We start from the raw sequence: 19,225 nt of genomic DNA on the forward strand, positions 1-19,225 counted from the left end.
CCCCTGTGGTCGCCGCGGGGCGGGACGTCATACGGGGGGTGGATGCGCTTCCACGGGGCGCATGACGTCCCGGCGGCGGACCCGCCGGCGCTCAGCCCAGCGACCGGCCGATGCCGCGGGCGGCGACCTCGAGGGCGGCCACGAGACGGGCCCGGTCGCGGCGCAGCGACGGCACGACGATGCCGACGGCGGCCACGACCTCGTCCCCGCGGCGCACGGGCACGCCGACCGAGCACGCGCCGAGGCTCATCTCCTCCGAGGTGGTGGCGTAGCCCTCGGCGACGACCCGGTCGAGCTGGCGGCGCAGGGTGCCGGGGGCGACCACGGTGTAGGGCGTCACCCGGGTCAGCCGCGCGAGCGCCTGGGCCTGCACGTCGGCGGGCGCGTGGGCCAGCAGCACCTTGCCGACCCCGGTGGCGTGCAGCGGCAGCCGTGACCCGACGGTGCTGACCACCGGCACGGAGGCGTGTCCGCGCAGGCGGTCGAGGTAGAGCACCTCCAGGCCGTCGCGCACCGCGAGGTGCAGGGTCGAGCGGGTGGCGGCGTGCAGGTCCTGCAGGAAGGGCGAGGCGATCTCGACCAGCCCGGCCTGGTGCGGGGCGAGCAGGCCGAGGTCCCAGAGGCGACGGCCGACGACGTACTCCCCGCTCTCGACGCGGGCCAGCGCCCCCCACCCGACCAGCTCGGCCACCAGGCGGTGGGCCGTCGGCACGGGCAGGCCGGCGCGCTGCGCCAGCGTGGTCAGCGAGAGCCGACGGTGGTCGTCGTCGAAGGCCTCCAGCAGCGCCAGCACCTTGCTCGCCACGCTGGCCCCGGGGGCGGAGGAGTTGCCGGCCATGGTCGCGATCCTGCCACCGGGCGCCGGTCGGTGGACCCCGGCCGGCGCCACTCCTCAGGCCGCGGTCGCCGAGGCCCGCACGTGGGCGGGCACGGTGGCCAGGGCGACGACGGCGAGCACGGCCGCGACGGCGAAGGCGTAGAAGCCCCACGGGTAGGCCACGCCGGCGGTGACCAGCGCGCCGCCGAGCGAGGGCCCGACGATGGCGCCGACGCGACCGACCCCGGCCGACATGCCCAGGGCGGTGCCGCGCACCTGCGGCGGGTAGAGGTGGCCGACGAAGGCGTAGACCAGCACCTGGGCGCTGAAGACGAAGACGCCCGCCAGCAGCACGCCGACGTAGACCAGCAGCGAGCTCTCGATGCGGATGCTCAGCAGCGCGAGGAAGACCGCCGCGAGCCCGAACCACACCAGCACGGTGCGCTTGTTGCCGCGTGCGTCGGCGATCTGCCCGGCGACCAGCAGCCCGATCACGGCACCCACGTTGAGCACCAGGATGAGACCGGTGCCGGCCTGGATGGAGTAGCCGGCCTCGCCCATGATCTTCGGCAGCCACGTGTTGAGCCCGTAGACCAGCAGCAGGCCCATGAACGAGGCCACCCACAGCCCCAGGCTGATGCGCAGGTAGACCCCGCGCACCACGTCGGAGGTGCGCGCCGCGCGCGCCACGGGCGCGCCGGGGGTGACGGAGCCGTGGCGGTCGGCGTCGCCGGTGCCGCGGGTGGTGGCACCGGTGGTGCTGCTCGAGGTGGGTCCCGCGGCTGCGCGCTCGTCGCGGGCACGGAGGTAGGCCTCCGACTCGGGCAGGCGGGCCCACATGACCGGGAGCGTGAGCAGGCCGGCGACGCCGCCGACGACGAACATCGCCTCCCAGCCGTAGGCGTCGACCAGCCACAGCCCCAGCAGGGCGGTGAGCACGGCGCCGACGTGGTAGCCGGTCATCATGCGGGTCACGGCACTGCCGCCGCGGCCGGGCCGCGCGTGCTCGGACATGAAGGCCAGGGCGGTCGGCAGGCAGGCGCCGAGACCCAGACCGGCCAGGAAGCGCAGCACGGTGAACTCGGTGACGGTGCGGGCCAGCGGGAGCACCAGCGTGAGCACGGAGAAGACCGCGATGCTCGTGAGGAGGGCGCGGCGGCGCCCGAAGCGGTCGGTGAGCGGGCCGACCGCGACCGCGCCGATGCCGACCCCGACCAGGCCGAGGGTGGAGGCCCAGGTGAGCGAGGCGTCGGTGAACCCCAGGGCCCCGGTCGCGGACAGCACCGGGATGACGACCCCGAGCACCACGAGGTCGAAGCCGTCGAGGGCGACCGCGACCCAGCAGAGGGCCACCGGCCACCACGCGGCGGGGCTCGCCGACCCGGCGGCGCCGGAGGGGGCGCCGGCGGCCCCGGGGGAGGTGGTCCCGGAGGCGGTGCCGGGCCGCGCGGGGGTGGGGGAGGGGGAGGAGGACATGGCCTCACCGTGACAGCGCTCACATCGCGCCGACCACCGGCCGCTTCCGGTCAGCGGAAAGGCGGCGGCAGTGGTGTGACCGGCGTCGCCCTACGGTGCCGGGGTGAGCACACCCATCACCCCGGAGCCAGCCCCCGAGCCCGTCCCCGAGCCCGGGAGCCAGGCCGAGGTCAGCGCCGAGATCGCCGCGCTCGACGGCACCCCCGGGCGCCAGCCGCGCCTGGACTACCCGCCCTACCGGTCCTCCGCCCTGCGCCACCCCACCCAGGCGCTGCACCCGGTCGACCCCGAGGGGCTCGAGCTGTGGGCCCCGGTCTTCGGGCGGCGCGACGTCGACCCGCTGGAGGCCGACCTCACCATCGGCGGGCGCGGCGAGCCGATCGGCGAGCGGATGATCGTCACCGGCCGCGTGGTCGACGGCGCGGGTCGCCCCGTGCGCCACCAGCTCGTCGAGGTCTGGCAGGCCAACGCCGGGGGGCGCTACGTGCACCAGCGCGACCAGCACCCCGCTCCCCTCGACCCCCACTTCACCGGGGTCGGTCGCTGCCTGACCGACGCCGAGGGCACCTACCGCTTCACCACCATCAAGCCCGGGCCCTACCCGTGGCGCAACCACCGCAACGCCTGGCGACCCGCCCACATCCACTTCTCGCTCTTCGGCACCGACTTCACCCAACGCCTGGTCACGCAGATGTACTTCCCCGGCGACCCGCTCTTCGCCCTCGACCCGATCTACCAGGCCGTCACCGACCCCGCCGACCGCGCCCGGCTCGTCGCGACCTACGACCACGACCTCACCCAGCCCGAGTGGGCCACCGGCTACCGCTGGGACATCGTGCTCACCGGCTCCCACCGCACCCCGCGCGAGGACGACGTCGAGCCCGACCACGCCGAGCACCGAGCAGGAGACGCCCGATGAGCACCCCCGCCGCTCCCAAGCCCGCCCCCACGCCCGCTCCCACCCCCGGGCAGACCGTGGGGCCCTTCTTCCACGACGCCCTGCCCTTCCCCCGCGACAGGGAGCTCGTGCCGCCCGGCTCGCCCGGCTCGGTGGTGCTCCGGGGCCGCGTGCTCGACGGCGCCGGAGAGCCCGTGCCCGACGCGCTGGTCGAGCTGTGGCAGACCGCCCCCGACGGCACGGTCGTGCAGCAGCCCGGCTCGCTGCGCCGCGACGGCGTCACCTTCACCGGCTGGGGCCGCTGCGCCACCGACGGCGAGGGGCGCTGGTCCTTCGTGACGCTGCGCCCGGGCACGCCGTACGTCGCCCTGACGCTGCTCGCCCGCGGCCTGCTCGACCGGCTCCAGACCCGTGCCTACCTCCCCGACGCGCCCGACGACGACCTCCTCGCCGCGCTCGGTCCGCGCGCCGCGACCCTGCGCTGCACCGACGACGGCGACGGGCTGCTGATCGACCTGCGGCTGCAGGGCGAGCACGAGACCGTCTTCCTCGACCACTCCGCGCGGGCGGCCCCCGGCGTCGGTGGGACACACTGACGCCGTGGCCGACCTCTTCTGGCCCGGCGACCACCGGGCCCGCGACGTCCTCTCCGACGAGGCCTTCCTGGCCGCGATGCTCGACGTCGAGCAGGCCTGGCTCGCCGCGCTCGTCGCCGCCGACGTGGCGCCGGTGCGCGCCCGCGCCGACCTCGGCGGCCTCGTCGGCCCCGGCGACCTCCCCGGCCTCGCGGAGCGGGCCGAGGCCGGCGGCAACCCGGTGCTCCCGCTGCTGGCGCTGCTGCGCTCCCGCCTCGGCGCCGAGACCGACGCCGCGCGCTGGCTGCACCGCGGCCTGACCAGCCAGGACGTCGTCGACACCGCGCTGGTGCTGCTGGCCCGCGCCGCCCTCGACGACGTGGCCACCCACCTCGGCGCGCAGGTCACGACCCTGGTCGCGCTGGTGGAGGAGCACCGCACTACCGCGATGACCGCCCGCACGCTGACCCAGCACGCCGTGCCCACGACCTTCGGCCTCGTCGCCGCTGGCTGGCTCGGCGGCGTGCTCGACGCCCACGACGAGGTCGCCGCCCTCGGCGGGCGGACGCTGCCCGCGCAGCTCGGCGGCGCCGCCGGCACCCTCGCCGCCCTCGGCGAGCTGCTCGCGCCCGACCACGACCCCCTCGCGCTCACCACCGAGGTCGCCACGGCCCTCGGCCTCGCGCCGGCCGTGCCGTGGCACGGCGTGCGCAGCCCGCTGACCCGCGTCGGCGACGCCGCCGTGCGCTGCACCGACGCCTGGGGCCACGTCGCGCACGACGTGCTCACCCTGGCCCGCCCCGAGATCGGCGAGCTCTCCGAGGGCGCCGGGGGCGGGTCCTCGACCATGCCCCACAAGGCCAACCCCGTGCTGGCCGTGCTCGTGCGGCGCGCCGCGCTCACCACCCCCCAGCTCGCGGCCACCCTCCACCTCGCCGCCGCCGACCAGGTGGACCAGCGCGCCGACGGCGCCTGGCACGCCGAGTGGGCCACCCTGCGCGACCTGCTGCGCCGCACCTGCACCGCCGCCTCCCAGACCGCCGACCTGCTCGCCGGCCTCCGGGTGCACCCCGCGCGGATGGCGGCCACGCTGGAGGCCGCGGGCTCCGACGTACGCGCGGAGCAGCGGAGCATGGCCGCCCTCACCGGGCGCGACCCCCGACCGACCTACCTCGGCGCCACCGACGCCCTCGTCGACGCCGTCCTCCACCGAGCCCGTGAGGTGACCCCGTGACCCCCGACCCGACCCCCGCCCCGACCCCCGCCCCGACTCCCGACCCGCGTCCTGCCCCGGCCGCGGCGGGCGTCTCGCCCGGCGACCCGCCGGTCGTGCCCGCGGTCACCGGGGTGCGCCTCAGCGGGGCCGCCCACCGCGCCGAGCTCCCCCTGCTCGTGCTCGGACCCTCGCTCGGGACCTCGGCGGCCACGCTGTGGACCCGTTGCGCGGCCGCCGGCCTCACCGAGGTCTTCGACGTCCTGGCCTGGGACCTGCCCGGCCACGGCCACAACACCGCCGTGCCCGCGCGTGCCTTCGACCTGGCCGGGCTGGCCGCCGGCGTGCTCGTGCTGGTCGACGAGGTGATGACCCAGCGCGGTGACCCGCCCGGCTCGTCCTTCGCCTACGCCGGCGACTCCGTCGGCGGCGCCGTCGGCCTCCAGCTGCTCCTCGACGCCCCCGACCGCGTCGACGCCGCCGTGCTGCTGTGCACCGGCGCGCGCATCGGCACCGCCGCCTCCTGGACCGAGCGGATGGCCACGGTCACCGACTCGGGCACGCCCGCGCTGGTGAGCGGGTCGGCGCAGCGGTGGTTCGGGCCCGGGTTCCTCGACCGCGAGCCCGAGGCCGGCTCCGCGCTGCTGCACGCGCTCTCGGCGGCTCGCGACGAGGGCTATGTCGCCGTCTGCGGCGCCCTGGCGGCCTTCGACGTGCGCGACCGCCTCGGCGAGATCACCGCCCCCGTCCTCGCCGTCGCCGGCAGCCACGACGTCGCCACCCCGCCGGAGTCGCTGCGTGCGATCGCCGACGGCGTCGTCCACGGCGCCTACGTCGAGCTGCCCGACGTCGCCCACCTCGCCCCTGCCGAGGCCCCCGAGGTCGTGGCCCGGCTGGTGCGGGCGCACCTGCTCGGCGGGTCGCTCGACGAGGCGCTCGCCGACCCCGGAGCCGTCGGCGGCGCGGGTGGTGGCGCGGGTGGCGCGGCGCCCGCGGCGTACGACGGTGACGACCCGCGCGTCGCCGCCGGTCTCGTCACCCGCCGCGAGGTGCTCGGCGATGCCCACGTCGACCGCGCCCGGGCCGCCACGACCGACTTCACCCGCGACTTCCAGGACTTCATCACCGCCTACGCCTGGGACGGCGTCTGGAACCGCCCCGGCCTCGACCGCCGCAGCCGCTCCCTGGTCACCCTCACCGCCCTCGTCGCCCGCGGCCACCACGAGGAGCTCGCGATGCACGTGCGCGCCGCCCGCACCAACGGCGTCACCGTCGGGGAGATCCGCGAGGTCCTGCTCCAGACCGCCATCTACTGCGGGGTCCCCGACGCCAACGCCGCCTTCCGCGTCGCCCAGCAGGTGCTGGCCGACCTCGGGGAGGCCTGAGCGGCGGCTCGGCGGGTTTCACCAGCCGGCTGGCGAAACCCGCACCTGTCGGCCGGTGCGTGGGCCGACAGGTGCGGGTCCGGGCCGACAGGTGTGGCTGACGTGGCGGCTGTGGCCCAGCCGACACCGGTCGCGACCGGCCACCACCGGCCCGGCGGGGCCTGCGGGAGGCCCTCGTACCATCGATCCCGTGCGCATCCGATCCGCCCGACCGACCAGTCCGAGCCCGCGACGGCGGCGTACGGCGGGGGCGCTGGCCGCCCTCACCGTGACCGCGCTGGTCGCCTCGGGCTGCTCGCAGGAGCAGCAGGTCGACTTCACCGGCCGCGTGGTCGACCCGCCCTTCGAGGTCGCCGACACCACCCTCGAGACGACCGACGGTCAGCCGTTCACGCTGGCCACCGACGCCGACAAGCCGCTGACGCTGCTCTTCTTCGGCTACACCTCCTGCCCCGACATCTGCCCGCAGGTGCTCAACTCCCTGGCCTCGGGGCTGCTCAAGCTCGACGAGGAGCAGCGCAGCGAGGTCGACGTGGTCTTCGTCAGCACCGACCCGAAGAAGGACACCCCGGCGGTCATCGACGACTACCTCGGCAACTTCGACCCCTCCTTCACCGGCCTCACCGGAGACCTCGACGCCGTCAACCAGCTCGGGGAGTCGGTCGGCGTCTACGTCGACGACGGCGAGGCGCTGCCCGGCGGCGGCTACGACCCCAACGCCCACGGCACCTACGTCATCGCCGTCGACCAGGACGGCGAGGCTCCGGCGATCTGGGGCCGCGAGACCTCGCCCAGCCAGTTCGCCGACGACATCGGCTTCCTGCTCACCGGCGAGGTCCGCCAGGGCTGACCCGGCCCGTACGCCGCACCGCACCGCGCCGGCCGCCCGCCCGCGCCCGCCCGCCCGCGCCCGCCCGCGCCCGCCCGCGCACGACCGCCCGCGCCCGACCGAGGCGGTCCGACCGTCCGAGGCGGCCCGCCCGGCCTCGACGTCCGGCGCCGCCTGGACGAGCCTCAGCCCGGCGAGGACGGGCTCGCGGCCGGTCGGCGCCGCCGCGGGGAGTGACGCCGCAGCAGCAGCCCGGTGACGACGGTGAGGCCCACGACGGCCGACAGGATGCCCGCACTGCCGAGCGGACCGTAGGCAGCGGCGAGCAGCACGGCGATCCAGGCCACGCTGGCGAGGGTGGCTCCGGCCACGACTCCGGCCAGGGCGAGCACGACCGGCGAGGTCCGTGTGCTCGCCGCTCGGGGGCGGGTGCGGGGCGTGGCCATGGCGGCCAGGCTAGCGGCGCTCCACGCAGGATGGCCGCGCCTCAGTGCCTCAGCGCCTCAGCGCCCGGGCACGTGGTCGAGTCCCTCGAGCACCTCGGCGCGCGAGTGGAACGGCCCGACGTGGACGGCCACCACCTCGCCGTCCGCGACCATCGCCGAGGCGGGCAGCCAGACCAGCGACGCCCGGCCGTCGAGGGAGCGCAGGAAGGACAGGTCGGCGTCCTGCCAGCTGTCGAAGGCGACACCGAGGTCGGCGATCAGGTCCTCGCCGTCGTCGGTGGAGACGTCGCGCGAGAGCCCCACGACCTGCAGGTCGCCGGCGGCGTCGATCCGGTCGAGCAGCGGCATCTCCTCGCGGCAGGGGCCGCAGCTGCTGGCCCAGACGTTGACCAGGGTGGGCTCGTCGAGGTCGGACGCCGTCGCCGGTGCCGCGCCCAGGGGCGCGTCGGTCGGCAGCGTCACCGCGATCGGGTCGACGGCGATCCAGCCCGACTGCGGGAGGTCGGCGGGGCGGGTGTCGGGGGAGGTGTCGACGTACGTGGTGGAGCAGCCGGCGAGCAGGAGCGCGGCGCCGACCGTGACGAGCGCGGCGAGGGCGGCGGGCCGGGGCCGACGACCGGTCCTGACGGCACCGGCGGGGCCGCGGCATCAGCGCGCGGGCACGTAGTCGAGGCCGTCGAGCACCTCGGCGCGGTCGCGGAACTCGCCGAGGTGCACGGCCACGACCTCGCCGTCGACCACCATGGCGGAGGCGGGCACGCTGTTGAGCGGCATCCGGCCGTCGAGGGCCACGGCGAACTCCGCGTCGGCGTCGAGCCAGCTGTCGAAGGTGACGTCGAGGTCGTCGATCATGGTCTGGCCCTGGGCGGCGGTGACGTCGCGGGAGAGGCCGAGCACCTGGAGGTCGCCGGAGCGCGACACCTCGTCGAGCAGCGGCATCTCGGCCTGGCAGGGCTCGCACCAGCTGGCCCAGACGTTGACCAGGGTGGGCTCGGTGAGGTCGGCGCTGGTGGCGTCGGTGCCGCCGAGGGGCTCGTCGGTGGGCAGCTCGGCCGCGATCGGGTCGACGCGGGTCCAGCCGGCCGCGACCGGGGCGTCCTCGTCGGCGCCGTCGGGGGTGGAGTCGACGTAGGTGGTCGAGCAGCCGGCGAGGGTCCAGACCGCGGCGGCGGTGAGGGCGGCGAGGGGGCGGAGCAGGCGGCGCGGCACGCCTCCACGGTACCGGGCCGCGCGCGCCCGGCCCCGCCCGCGCGCCCGGCTCAGGTGGGTGCGGGCCCCGTCGAGCGGCGTACGACGAGCGGGGTGGGCAGCCTGACGTCGCGAGGGCCGTTCCGGGGCCGGGGAAGTGCAGGCGCCGGCGTGCTGGGGGGGCGGGGCACGACCGTGCCCCTCCCCCTAGCACGCGAGCAGGTCGCCCCGGGCCGGGTGCGGTGCGGCCCGCGACGCCGCCGTCCCGCCCTATGCTCGCCGCCATGAGCGAGCCCGTCCCCGACCCCGCTGTCGCCGCGCCGGCGGGTCGGCGGCGCGGTCCGGGCGAGGACTTCGTGCAGTCCCTGGCGCGGGGGCTGGACGTGATCACGGCCTTCGACGCCGACCACGGCTCGATGACGCTCAGCCAGGTGGCGGCCCGCACCGGGCTGAGCCGGGCCACCGTGCGACGGCTGCTGCTGACCCTGGTCGAGCTCGGCTACGTGCGCCTCACCGGCACCAGCTTCGCCCTCACCCCGCAGGTGCTGCGTCTCGGCACGGCGTACCTGTCGGGCATGGGGCTGCCCCAGGTCGCCCAGCCGCACCTCGAGCGGCTCTCGGCGCGGGTGGGGGAGTCGACGTCGGCGGCCGTGCTCGACGGCGCGGAGATCGTCTACGTCGCGCGGGTCGCGACCCGGCGGCTGATGACGGTGGGGATCACCGTCGGCACCCGCTTCCCGGCCCACGCGACGTCGATGGGGCGGGTGCTGCTGGCGGCCCTGCCCGACGAGGCGGTCGCGGCCCACCTCGGCGCTGCGGCCCTCACCCCGCTCACGCCGCACACCGTGACCGAGGCGAGCGTCCTGCGGGACCGGGTCGAGGAGGCCCGCCGGCAGGGCTGGGCGCTGGTGGACCAGGAGCTCGAGCTCGGCCTGCGCTCCCTCGCCGTGCCACTGCGCGACGCGCACGGTGCTGTGGTGGCGGCCCTCAACATCTCCACCTCGGCCACCGGCCCCGACCCGCTGACCCACCTCGAGGCCCTGCGGGAGACCGCCGCGGCCGCGGCGGCCGACCTCGCCCTCACGGCGGGCTGAGCGGCCGGCTGAGGCGCACGCGCAGCGGGGTCGGGGCGGGCTCGTGGCCGGCCGGGCGCCGGTGGGTCAGAGGACGTGCTCGCCGTACATCTCGCCGAGCGGGTCGGCGATGAGCTCGATGCGCGCGCCGTCGGGGTCGCGGAAGTAGATCGAGACCCCGGAGTGGACCTCGTGCTCCACGCCGGCCTCGGTGAGCCGGGCCCGGAGCGCCTCCCACCGCTCGGGCTCCACCGAGATGGCCAGGTGGTGCAGGCCGCCGAGCACCTCGGCGTAGGGGCCGACGTCGAGACCGGGGAAGTCGAAGAACGCCAGCAGGTTGGAGTTGCCGATGTCGAAGAAGAAGTGCGAGGAGCCGGCGTAGTCGCGGTTCTCGATCAGCTCGGTCAGCGGGAAGCCGAGGACGTCCTGGTAGAAGCGGACGGTGCGCTCGACGTCGCTGCTGATCAGGGCCGTGTGGTGCAGACCCCGTGCGGTGGAGGCGGGTCGCTCGGCGGCCGGACGCAGGTGGGTGTCGCGGATCCGGGTGCGCTCGGCCTCGATGGCGACGAGGTCGCGGTCCTGCTCGCTCACGGGGGGCTCCTTCTCTCGGTGCGGTGCGGTGCGGTGCGGTGCTGGTGGTGGTGCGGGGGAGGTGCGGGGAGGGCGGGAACGGCCCGGACGGGGTCAGGCCGCGATCGTGGCGTGCATCTCCCACACCAGGATCTCGGCCGCCTCGGTGGCGGTCACCCTCTGGCCGCCCGTGGCGGTGAAGCGCACGGCGTCGCCGGTCGCGAGCGGGCCGGCGCCCTCGAGCACCACCTCGCCGCGCGGCACGAAGAGGTGCAGGAAGGGCGCGTCGGGCAGCTCGACGCTCTGGCCGGGCTGGAGCCGGGCGGCGTGCAGGGCGGCGTAGCGGTTGCGGATGCGGATGGCCGAGGCGCCGTCGTGCTGCTTCATCCCGGAGGCGACCGGCACCAGGCTGCCGCTCATCAGCTCGGCGTCGATCTCGAGCTGCTCGTAGCCGGGCACGACGCCCGACTCGTCCGGCACGACCCACATCTGCACGAAGTGCACCGGGTCGGTGTGGGCCTGCCCCTCGAGACGCCAGGAGTCGTTCTTCTCCGAGTGCAGGATGCCCCGCCCGGCGCTCATGCGCTGGGCCAGGCCGGGGTAGATGATGCCGGAGTGACCGGTCGAGTCCTGGTGGACCAGCGAGCCCTGCATCACCCAGGTGACGATCTCCATGTCGCGGTGCGGGTGGGTGTCGAAGCCCGTGCCCGCGTCGACCACGTCGTCGTTGTTGACCAGCAGCAGCCCGTGGTGGGTGTTGGCCGGGTCGTGGTGGTGGCCGAAGGAGAACGAGTGCTTGGAGTCGAGCCAGCCGAAGCTGCTCGCGAAGCGGTCGGAGGAGCGCCGGACGTCGAGGCCCGCGTCGAGCCGGACGGCGCTGCTGCGGGGGGTGCTGCGGTCGCTCATGAGGGGTCCTTCCGGGGACGATGGGTAGATGATACGTCAACTACCAGAGGAGAACCTAGGTGATATGTCAACTATTCCGTAGGGTGTCCCCATGACCCCCTCTGCCGCCGGCGCCGACGCCGCCGCCGTTGATGCCGCCGACGCCGCCGATGCCGACGCTCCGTGGCTCGACGACCGCGAGCAGGCGGTCTGGCGCCAGTGGATCCAGGTGTCGGGCCGCCTGCCCGCCGCGCTGCACCGCGACCTCCAGCGGAGCAGCGACCTCTCCCTGCCCGACTTCGACGTGCTGGTGCGGCTGACCGAGAGCGACGAGGGTCGCATGCGCGTCTCGGCGCTGGCCACCTCGCTGCAGTGGGAGCGCAGCAGGCTCTCGCACCACGTCGGCCGGATGGGGCGCCGCGGGCTGGTCGAGCGCGAGGACTGCGTCGACGATGCGCGCGGCGCGTTCATCGCGGTCACCGAGGCCGGTCGCGCCGCCATCGAGCGCGCCGCTCCCGACCACGTGCGCACGGTGCGCTCGCTCGTCTTCGACGCCCTGAGCGAGGACGAGGTCGCTGCCTTCGGCGCGGTCATGACCCGGATCCTCTCGCGCTTGGACGCCGTGGAGGGGTAGTCTGTTCGCAGAGCGAATGAATGTTCGGCATGCGAACAAACCGGACGTCGCGCTCGGAACAGGAGTCCGCCATGCCGTCCTCGCCCGCCCCGGCCTCCGGGGTCGCCACCTCCCACCTCTACGCCGCGGCCCGCACGCCGTTCGGTCGCTTCGGTGGCGCGCTGGCCCAGGTGCGCCCCGACGACCTGGCCGCGACCGCGCTGCGCGGCGTGCTCGACCGGCTGCCCGACCTCGACCCCGCGCACATCGACGACGTGCTGTGGGGCAACGCCAACGGCGCCGGTGAGGACAACCGCAACGTCGGGCGGATGGCCGTCCTGCTCGCGGGCCTGCCCGTCTCCGTGCCGGCCACCACCGTCAACCGCCTCTGCGGCTCCAGCCTCGACGCCGCGATGCAGGGCTCGCGCACCGTGGAGACCGGCGACGCCGACGTCGTGGTCGTCGGCGGCGTGGAGTCGATGACCCGGGCGCCCTGGGTGCTGCCCAAGCCCTCGCGCGCCTTCCCCGCCGGCAACGTCACCGCCGTCTCGACCACCCTGGGCTGGCGCCTGGTCAACGAGCGAATGCCCGCCGAGTGGACCGTCTCGCTCGGGGAGAGCAACGAGATGCTCGCCGAGGAGCTCGGCATCGACCGGGCCCGTCAGGACGCCTGGGCCGCCCGCTCGCACGTGCTGGCCGACGAGGCGTGGGCCGCGGGGCGCTACGACGACCTCGTCGTGGCGGTGCCCGGCGTCGACCTGGCCCGCGACGAGGGCATCCGACCGGGCTCGACCGCGGAGTCGCTGGCGGGCCTCACACCGTCCTTCCGCAGCGCCGAGGCGGGCGGCACGATCACCGCCGGCAACGCCTCGCCGCTCAACGACGGCGCCTCGGCCCTCGTGCTCGGCTCGGCGTCGGCCGCCGAGCTGCTCGGCGCCGAGCCCCTCGCGCGGGTCGCGGGCCGCGGGGTCCACGCGCTCGAGCCGCAGCGCTTCGGCTACGCCCCGGTCGAGGCCGCGCAGAAGGCCCTCGACCGCGCGGGCGTCGCCTGGGCCGACGTCGGGGCCGTGGAGCTCAACGAGGCCTTCGCCGTGCAGTCGATCGCCTGCGTCGACGCCTGGCTCGCGCGCGGCCTGCGCGACGCCGAGGTGGTCAACGCCTGGGGCGGCGCGATCGCGATCGGCCATCCCCTCGGCGCCAGCGGTGCGCGCATCCTCGGCACGCTCGCGCACCGCCTGCGCGCCAGCGGCGAGCGCTGGGGCGTCGCGGCGATCTGCATCGGCGTCGGGCAGGGCCTGGCCGTGGTGCTGGAGAACGAGCACGCCGGGACGGGCCGGGCGTGAGCGCGACGACCTTCCACGAGACCCACGACGAGGCCGTCGCCGGGGTCGAGGACGGGTCGACGGTGCTCATCGGCGGCTTCGGCATGGCCGGCATGCCCGTCGACCTCGTCGACGCCCTCATCCGGCAGGGCGCCTCCGACCTGGTCGTGGTGTCCAACAACGCGGGCAACGGCGACACCGGCCTGGCCGCGCTGCTGGCCGCCGGACGGGTGCGCAGGATGGTCTGCTCCTTCCCCCGCCAGTCCGACTCGTGGGTCTTCGACGGGCTCTACCGCTCCGGGCGCATCGAGCTCGAGGTCGTGCCCCAGGGCACCTTGGCCGAGCGGATGCGGGCCGCCGGCGCCGGCATCGGGGCCTTCTTCTGCCCCACCGCCGTCGGCACGCCCCTGGCCGAGGGCAAGGAGACCCGCGAGATCGAGGGCCGCACCTACGTGCTCGAGCACCCGATCAGGGGCGACTACGCGCTGATCGGCGCCCACGTGGCCGACGCGATGGGCAACCTGGTCTACCGCAAGACCGCGCGCAACTTCGGCCCGGTCATGGCCGCCGCGGCCCGCACCACCATCGCCCAGGTCTCCCGCGTGGTGCCCGTCGGCGGGCTCGACCCCGAGCACGTCGTCACCCCCGGCATCTACGTCGACCGCGTCGTCGCCGCCCCCGGGTCGGGCCCCGCGGCCGGCGACCTCCAGCAGCAGGAGCAGGCATGACCCTCGAGCGCACCGACCGCGGCCCGCTGGGCAGGGCGGAGATGGCGGCCGTCGTGGCCCGCGACATCCCGTCCGGCTCCTACGTCAACCTCGGCATCGGCCAGCCCACCCTGGTCGCCGACCACCTGCCGGAGGGCTCCGGCGTGGTGCTCCACACCGAGAACGGCATGCTCCACATGGGCCCGGCCGCCACCGGCGGACCCGACGACCCGATCGACCCCGATCTCACCAACGCCGGCAAGGTCCCCGTCACCGAGCTGCCCGGCGCCTCCTACTTCCACCACGCCGACTCCTTCGCCATGATGCGCGGCGGCCACCTCGACGTGTGCGTCCTCGGCGCCTTCCAGGTGGCCGCCGGCGGCGACCTGGCCAACTGGCACACCGGGGCGCCCGACGCCATCCCCGCGGTCGGCGGGGCCATGGACCTCGCGATCGGCGCCAAGCAGGTGCTGGTGATGATGAGCCTCTTCGCGAAGGACGGCTCGCCCAAGCTGGTCGAGGCCTGCACCTACCCCCTCACCGGTGCCGGCTGCGTCGACCGGGTCTACACCGACCTCGCGACCTTCCGCGTCGGCACCGGCCCCGACGGGCGCGGGGTCGAGGTGCTCGAGACCTGGGGCACGACGTACGACGAGCTGGCCGCGCGGCTCGACGTACCGCTGGTCCGGGCCTGACCGGCCCGGACCAGGCCCTCGCGTCGGGCACCCGAAAGGGTGGACTTCGCCGGGAGGGGGTCCGATCGGCGGCGCGGTCTGGGACCATCGGCCAATGCCCATCTCCGGGGACGTGCCCCAGCGCGCGTCTGCGACCGCCTCCACGCCCGTCGACGGCACCCTCGGTCTCAGCGAGTCCAGCCACCCGCCGGCCACCGTGCTCGCCGTGGTCGGCGAGGTCGACGTCCGCACCGTCGGCTCCCTGCGCACCCGACTCACCGACCTCCTCGTCGAGGGCAGCCCGCGCCTCGTGGTGGACCTCAGCGGCGTCACCTTCATGGACTCCTCGGGCCTCGGTGCGCTGGTCAGCGCCCAGAAGCGGGCCCGGGTCTTCCGGGGCACGCTCGTGCTCGTCGTGGTCAACGACGCGATCCTGCGGGTGCTGCGGCTGACCGCGCTCGACCGGGTCTTCACCGTGCATGCGACCCTCGAGGAGGCCCTGGCCTCCGCCCGCGAGGACGCACGCGAGCCGGTCGCGCCCGAGAGGGTCGCGGAGCCGGAGCCGCGGGGGTGACCCCAGAGGGGTCCGGGGCGACGCCGCCCGCCCGAGTGGCTGCGGCGGCCCTGCCGCCGGCTTGGTCGATGCGTGACGTGCTCGCTGCCGGGGGACAGGTCGGCCGCGACCTGCTCGACGTCGACTGGGCGACCACGTCGGTGGGAGAGCCCGACGCCTGGCCGCTCAGCCTGCGCAACGCGGTGAGGATCCTGCTCACCTCGCGCTTCTCGATGTGGATGGCCTGGGGCGCCGACCTCACCTTCTTCTGCAACGACGCCTACCGCCGCGACACCCTCGGGGAGAAGTACCCCTGGGCGCTGGGGCGCCCCGCCGCGCAGGTGTGGTCGGAGATCTGGGCCGACATCGAGCCACGCATCGACCACGTGATGACCGAGGGCGAGGCCACCTGGGACGAGGCCCTTCAACTCTTCCTGCAGCGCAGCGGCTACGTCGAGGAGAGCTACCACACGTTCTCCTACAGCCCGCTGGCCGACGACGACGGAGTCATCGCCGGCATGCTCTGCGTGGTCGCCGAGGTCACCGAGCAGGTGGTCGCGGAGCGCCGGATGACCACCCTGCGCGACCTGGGCGTCCGCTCGGGCGCCGCCCGCACCGTGGCGGCCGCCGTGGCCGAGGCCTGCGCCCACCTCGAGAGGGGCGCCGCGTCGCTGCCCTTCGTGGCGGTCTACCTCTTCGACGGCGACGGCCGCACCGCGGTGCGCGCCGGCGCCGCCGGCATCTCCACCGACCACGCCGCCGCGCCGCCGGCGCTGCTGGTCGACGACGACGCCTCCCCCTGGCCCGCCGCCGCGGCCTGGCGCGGGGAGACCTCGGTGGTCGACCTCGACCCCGCGGTCGACCCCACCTGGGCCGACCTGCCCACCGGCGCCTGGGCCGAGCCGCCGCTGCGCGCCCTGGTGGTGCCCGTGACCGCGCAGGGCGCGAGCGGCCACCCCTACGGCCTGCTGGTCGTCGGGCTCAACCGCTACCGCCCCCTCGACGAGGGCTACGCCGGCTTCGTGGAGCTCGTGGCCGCCCACCTGTCCTCCGCGATCAGCGACGCACGGACGATCGAGGCCGAGAAGGAGCGCGCGGAGGGCCTCGCGCGCCTCGACCAGGCCAAGACCGACTTCCTCACCAACGTCAGCCACGAGCTGCGCACGCCGCTGACCCTGCTGCTCGGCCCGGCCGAGGACGCCCTGGCCGACACCGAGACACCGCTCGGGCCCCCGCACCGCGACCGTCTCGAGGTCGTGGCCCGCAACGGCCAGCGCATGCTGCAGCTGGTCAACACCCTCCTCGACTTCTCCCGGCTCGAGGCCGGGCACACCACCGGACGCTTCGAGCGCGTCGACCTGGTGCGCGAGACCACCGAGCTGGTGGGGATGTTCGCGTCCGCCACGGCCCGGGCGGGCCTCGCGCTGCGCGTGAGCGGCGAGGTGTCGTCGCCGACCTACGTGGACCGCGAGCACTGGGCCACGATCGTGCTCAACCTGCTCAGCAACGCCGTCAAGTTCACCTTCGACGGTGCGGTGACCGTGACCCTGGTCGAGGCCGACGGCCGGGTCGAGCTGCGGGTCGCCGACACCGGCGAGGGCATCGCCGCCCAGGAGCTCGAGCGGCTCTTCGACCGCTTCCACCGGGTGCGCGGCGCGCGCTCGCGCTCCCACGAGGGGTCGGGGGTCGGGCTCGCGCTCGTCGCCGAGCTGGCCGCACTCCACGGCGGCAGCGTGGCGGTGGCCTCGGAGGTCGGCGTCGGCACCACCTTCACCGTCACCCTGCCGACGGGCTCGGGCCACCTCCCGCTCGACCAGGTCGCCCACGAGCCCTCCGGTGGCGACCACGCCGTGGCCGGCACCCAGGCCCGCGGCAAGGTCGCCGAGACCATGCGGTGGCTGGCCGAACCGGCCGCGGCCGTCCCGGGTCAGGGCGACGGAACGCCCTCCGACGCCGACTCCCGGGACGCCCGGGACGCCCGGGACTCCGGGGCCGGCGGCGTCGAGGCTCAGGACGGCGTCGCGCGGGTGCTCGTGGTCGACGACAACGCCGACATGCGCGGCTACGTCGGCGACCTGCTGCGCGGCGCGGCGTACGACGTGAGCGTGGCCGTCGACGGTGTCGACGCCCTCGAGCAGATGACCCGCGAGCGGCCCGACCTCGTGCTGACCGACGTGATGATGCCCCGCCTCGACGGCTTCGGGCTGCTGCGCGCGATGCAGGCCGAGCCGCTGCTCGCCACGGTGCCGGTGGTGATGCTCTCGGCGCGCGGCGGCGAGGAGGCGACGCTGGAGGGCCTCGAGGCCGGTGCCGACGACTACCTGGTCAAGCCCTTCTCCGCGCGCGAGCTGCTCGCGCGGGTGCGGGTCAACCTCGAGCTCGACCGCGCCGAGCGGGTGCGCGACGCGCTGCTGCGCAGCGAGGAGCTGCTCGACCAGGCACAGGGCCTGGCGCGGATCGGCAGCTGGGAGATCGACCTCGAGCGCGACACGATCATGGCCTCGCGCACCTTCCTCGAGCTCATGGAGCACACCCAGGAGGACTTCGACCGGCTCGGCACGGCCGCGGTGATCGGCACCCTCGTGCACCCCGACGACCTCGCGCGGGTCACCGCCGAGCTGGCCGGGGCCGTGCCCGGTCACCTCATCGAGTACGAGACCAGGATCGTGCTCCCCTCCGGCGGCGAGCGGCTCTTCCTGCTGCGGGGACGCGCCGAGGAGCCCGGCGAGAGCACGCGCGTGCTGCGAGGCTCCTTCCAGGACATCACCGAGCAGCGCGCCACCCAGCGACGCCTCGTGGCCGCCGAGGCCGAGACCCGGGCCGCCGCCCGCGAGCGCCTCATCGCCGACGAGCTCCAGCGCAGCCTGCTGCCCGACGACACCTTCGCCGTCGAGGCCCTCGACCTCGCCGCCTTCTACCGCTCCGGCACCGAGGGCACCCACGTCGGCGGCGACTGGTACGACGTCGTCGACCTCGGCGCCGGCCGCACCGCCCTGGTCGTCGGCGACGTGATGGGCCGCGGGGTGCGCGCGGCCGCGGTCATGGGCCAGCTGCGCGCGGCGGTGCGGGCCTTCGCCCGGATGGGCCTGGCCCCCGCCGACGTGCTCGAGCAGCTCGACGGCCTCGTGCAGGACCTCGCCGGTGAGCAGATCGTCACCTGCGTCTACTCCGTCTTCGACGCCTCCGACCAGACCCTCTCGTGGGCCAACGCCGGGCACCTCCCGGTCGTGCTGGCCCACCCCGACGGGACCTCGCTCCTGCTCGAGGCCAGCGGCCCGCCCCTCGGGGCCGGCTTCTTCGGTGCCGAGACCCGCGTCGAGCAGGCCCACGCCGGCAGCACCCTCGTGCTCTACACCGACGGCCTGGTCGAGCGCCGCGACGGCGACCTCGACGCGACCATCGGCCACCTCGCCGAGCACGTGGTCGAGCACGTGGTCGAGCGGGTGGTCGAGCGGGTGGCCGCCGGTGGACCGCAGGCCGGGTCGGCGCCGGCCGGGGCTGCCCCGGGCGGCCCGACCGAGCTCGCCGACGGCCTGGCCGCGCGCTTCGCCGGCGACGCCGCCGACGACGACATCGCGGTCGTGGTGGCGCGGGTGGTCGGCTCGCCGTACGTCGACGTGCTCCAGCAGCGCTTCGCCCACCGCGACGTCGCCCCGGCCCAGGCCCGTCACGCCGTCGCCGAGCGGCTGCGGGCGTGGGGTGTGCCCGCCGAGCGGGTCGACGACCTCGTCCTGGCCACCAGCGAGCTGGTCACCAACGCGCTGGTCCACGCCCGACCGCCCATCGACCTGCGGCTGCAGCGCACGGAGCACGAGCTGCTGCTCGAGGTCTCCGACCACACCGTGCTCCGCCCGCGGCGCCGGCGCCCCGACGACGCCGACGAGCACGGTCGCGGGCTCAACATCGTCGAGGCCGTCTCCGACGACTGGGGCACCCGGATCACCCCGGTCGGCAAGGCCGTGTGGTGCTCGGTGCGCTGGGCGGGCCCGGAGGAGCCCTAG

The 19,225-nt window shown here is 75.6% G+C and carries 19 protein-coding genes; 12 read left to right on the plus strand and 7 right to left on the minus strand.

All coding sequences use genetic code 11. The annotated features are described in order from the left end of the window. Window positions 1–91: 91 nt before the first annotated feature. Window positions 92–838, minus strand: a complete 747-nt coding sequence (locus tag IR170_RS18610; RefSeq protein WP_193666394.1) for an IclR family transcriptional regulator — start codon at window positions 836–838, stop codon at window positions 92–94. A gap of 54 nt (window positions 839–892) precedes the next feature. After that, the gene (locus IR170_RS18615) at window positions 893–2,293 is read right to left on the minus strand and encodes an MFS transporter (RefSeq protein WP_193666395.1); all 1,401 of its coding nucleotides are present in this window, start codon (window positions 2,291–2,293) and stop codon (window positions 893–895) included. Between the two features lie 103 nt (window positions 2,294–2,396). Here IR170_RS18615 and pcaH point away from each other — a divergent pair, with 103 nt between their 5' ends. The 5 genes from pcaH to IR170_RS18640 all read left to right on the plus strand — a co-directional run bounded on the left by pcaH (window position 2,397) and on the right by IR170_RS18640 (window position 7,214). After that, window positions 2,397–3,212, plus strand: coding sequence for a protocatechuate 3,4-dioxygenase subunit beta (gene pcaH, locus IR170_RS18620; protein ID WP_193666396.1), 816 nt, complete (start codon window positions 2,397–2,399; stop codon window positions 3,210–3,212). After that, window positions 3,209–3,787, plus strand: coding sequence for a protocatechuate 3,4-dioxygenase subunit alpha (gene pcaG / locus IR170_RS18625; protein WP_193666397.1), 579 nt, complete (start codon window positions 3,209–3,211; stop codon window positions 3,785–3,787). Before pcaH ends, pcaG begins: the two co-directional genes overlap by 4 nt. Before the next feature lie 4 nt (window positions 3,788–3,791). Then, window positions 3,792–5,000 (plus strand): lyase family protein, encoded by a 1,209-nt coding sequence (locus IR170_RS18630; protein WP_193666398.1) that lies wholly within the window; start codon window positions 3,792–3,794, stop codon window positions 4,998–5,000. Continuing rightward, the gene (gene pcaDC, locus IR170_RS18635; RefSeq protein WP_319805168.1) at window positions 4,997–6,364 is read left to right on the plus strand and encodes a bifunctional 3-oxoadipate enol-lactonase/4-carboxymuconolactone decarboxylase PcaDC; all 1,368 of its coding nucleotides are present in this window, start codon (window positions 4,997–4,999) and stop codon (window positions 6,362–6,364) included. The genes IR170_RS18630 and pcaDC overlap by 4 nt, the downstream gene beginning before the upstream one ends. Window positions 6,365–6,554: 190 nt before the next feature. Continuing rightward, window positions 6,555–7,214, plus strand: coding sequence for an SCO family protein (locus IR170_RS18640; protein WP_162242264.1), 660 nt, complete (start codon window positions 6,555–6,557; stop codon window positions 7,212–7,214). 164 nt (window positions 7,215–7,378) lie between these two features. Here IR170_RS18640 and IR170_RS18645 read toward each other — a convergent pair whose 3' ends face one another. From IR170_RS18645 to IR170_RS18655, 3 genes are all read right to left on the minus strand, one after another. Next, window positions 7,379–7,639 carry a hypothetical protein gene (locus tag IR170_RS18645; protein WP_193666399.1) on the minus strand — a complete coding sequence of 87 codons (261 nt, stop codon included), beginning with the start codon at window positions 7,637–7,639 and terminating at the stop codon, window positions 7,379–7,381. Window positions 7,640–7,696: 57 nt separating this feature from the next. Further along, window positions 7,697–8,101, minus strand: a complete 405-nt coding sequence (locus IR170_RS18650; RefSeq protein WP_193666400.1) for a TlpA family protein disulfide reductase — start codon at window positions 8,099–8,101, stop codon at window positions 7,697–7,699. Window positions 8,102–8,287: 186 nt separating this feature from the next. Then, the gene (locus tag IR170_RS18655) at window positions 8,288–8,848 is read right to left on the minus strand and encodes a redoxin family protein (RefSeq protein WP_193666401.1); all 561 of its coding nucleotides are present in this window, start codon (window positions 8,846–8,848) and stop codon (window positions 8,288–8,290) included. Window positions 8,849–9,111: 263 nt separating this feature from the next. Here IR170_RS18655 and IR170_RS18660 point away from each other — a divergent pair, with 263 nt between their 5' ends. Continuing rightward, the gene (locus IR170_RS18660) at window positions 9,112–9,921 is read left to right on the plus strand and encodes an IclR family transcriptional regulator domain-containing protein (RefSeq protein ID WP_193666402.1); all 810 of its coding nucleotides are present in this window, start codon (window positions 9,112–9,114) and stop codon (window positions 9,919–9,921) included. Between the two features lie 66 nt (window positions 9,922–9,987). Here the strand turns inward: IR170_RS18660 and IR170_RS18665 are convergent, their stop codons facing one another. After that, entirely contained in the window at window positions 9,988–10,491 is a 504-nt protein-coding gene (locus tag IR170_RS18665; RefSeq protein WP_056903146.1) for a VOC family protein, read from the minus strand. Window positions 10,492–10,584: 93 nt separating this feature from the next. Further along, the gene (locus IR170_RS18670) at window positions 10,585–11,376 is read right to left on the minus strand and encodes a pirin family protein (RefSeq protein ID WP_193666403.1); all 792 of its coding nucleotides are present in this window, start codon (window positions 11,374–11,376) and stop codon (window positions 10,585–10,587) included. 91 nt (window positions 11,377–11,467) lie between these two features. Here IR170_RS18670 and IR170_RS18675 point away from each other — a divergent pair, with 91 nt between their 5' ends. From IR170_RS18675 to IR170_RS18700, 6 genes are all read left to right on the plus strand, one after another. Next, window positions 11,468–11,989, plus strand: a complete 522-nt coding sequence (locus IR170_RS18675; RefSeq protein ID WP_193666404.1) for a MarR family winged helix-turn-helix transcriptional regulator — start codon at window positions 11,468–11,470, stop codon at window positions 11,987–11,989. Between the two features lie 71 nt (window positions 11,990–12,060). After that, window positions 12,061–13,311 carry a thiolase family protein gene (locus IR170_RS18680; protein WP_193666405.1) on the plus strand — a complete coding sequence of 417 codons (1,251 nt, stop codon included), beginning with the start codon at window positions 12,061–12,063 and terminating at the stop codon, window positions 13,309–13,311. Then, window positions 13,308–14,018, plus strand: a complete 711-nt coding sequence (locus IR170_RS18685; protein WP_193666406.1) for a 3-oxoacid CoA-transferase subunit A — start codon at window positions 13,308–13,310, stop codon at window positions 14,016–14,018. Before IR170_RS18680 ends, IR170_RS18685 begins: the two co-directional genes overlap by 4 nt. Next, window positions 14,015–14,692 (plus strand): 3-oxoacid CoA-transferase subunit B, encoded by a 678-nt coding sequence (locus tag IR170_RS18690; protein WP_193666407.1) that lies wholly within the window; start codon window positions 14,015–14,017, stop codon window positions 14,690–14,692. Before IR170_RS18685 ends, IR170_RS18690 begins: the two co-directional genes overlap by 4 nt. A 94-nt stretch (window positions 14,693–14,786) precedes the next feature. After that, window positions 14,787–15,245 (plus strand): STAS domain-containing protein, encoded by a 459-nt coding sequence (locus IR170_RS18695; RefSeq protein ID WP_193666408.1) that lies wholly within the window; start codon window positions 14,787–14,789, stop codon window positions 15,243–15,245. 68 nt (window positions 15,246–15,313) lie between these two features. Then, window positions 15,314–19,225, plus strand: a complete 3,912-nt coding sequence (locus tag IR170_RS18700; RefSeq protein ID WP_193666409.1) for a SpoIIE family protein phosphatase — start codon at window positions 15,314–15,316, stop codon at window positions 19,223–19,225.

Source organism: Nocardioides kribbensis (assembly GCF_015070375.1).
GTDB lineage: Bacteria > Actinomycetota > Actinomycetes > Propionibacteriales > Nocardioidaceae > Nocardioides > Nocardioides kribbensis.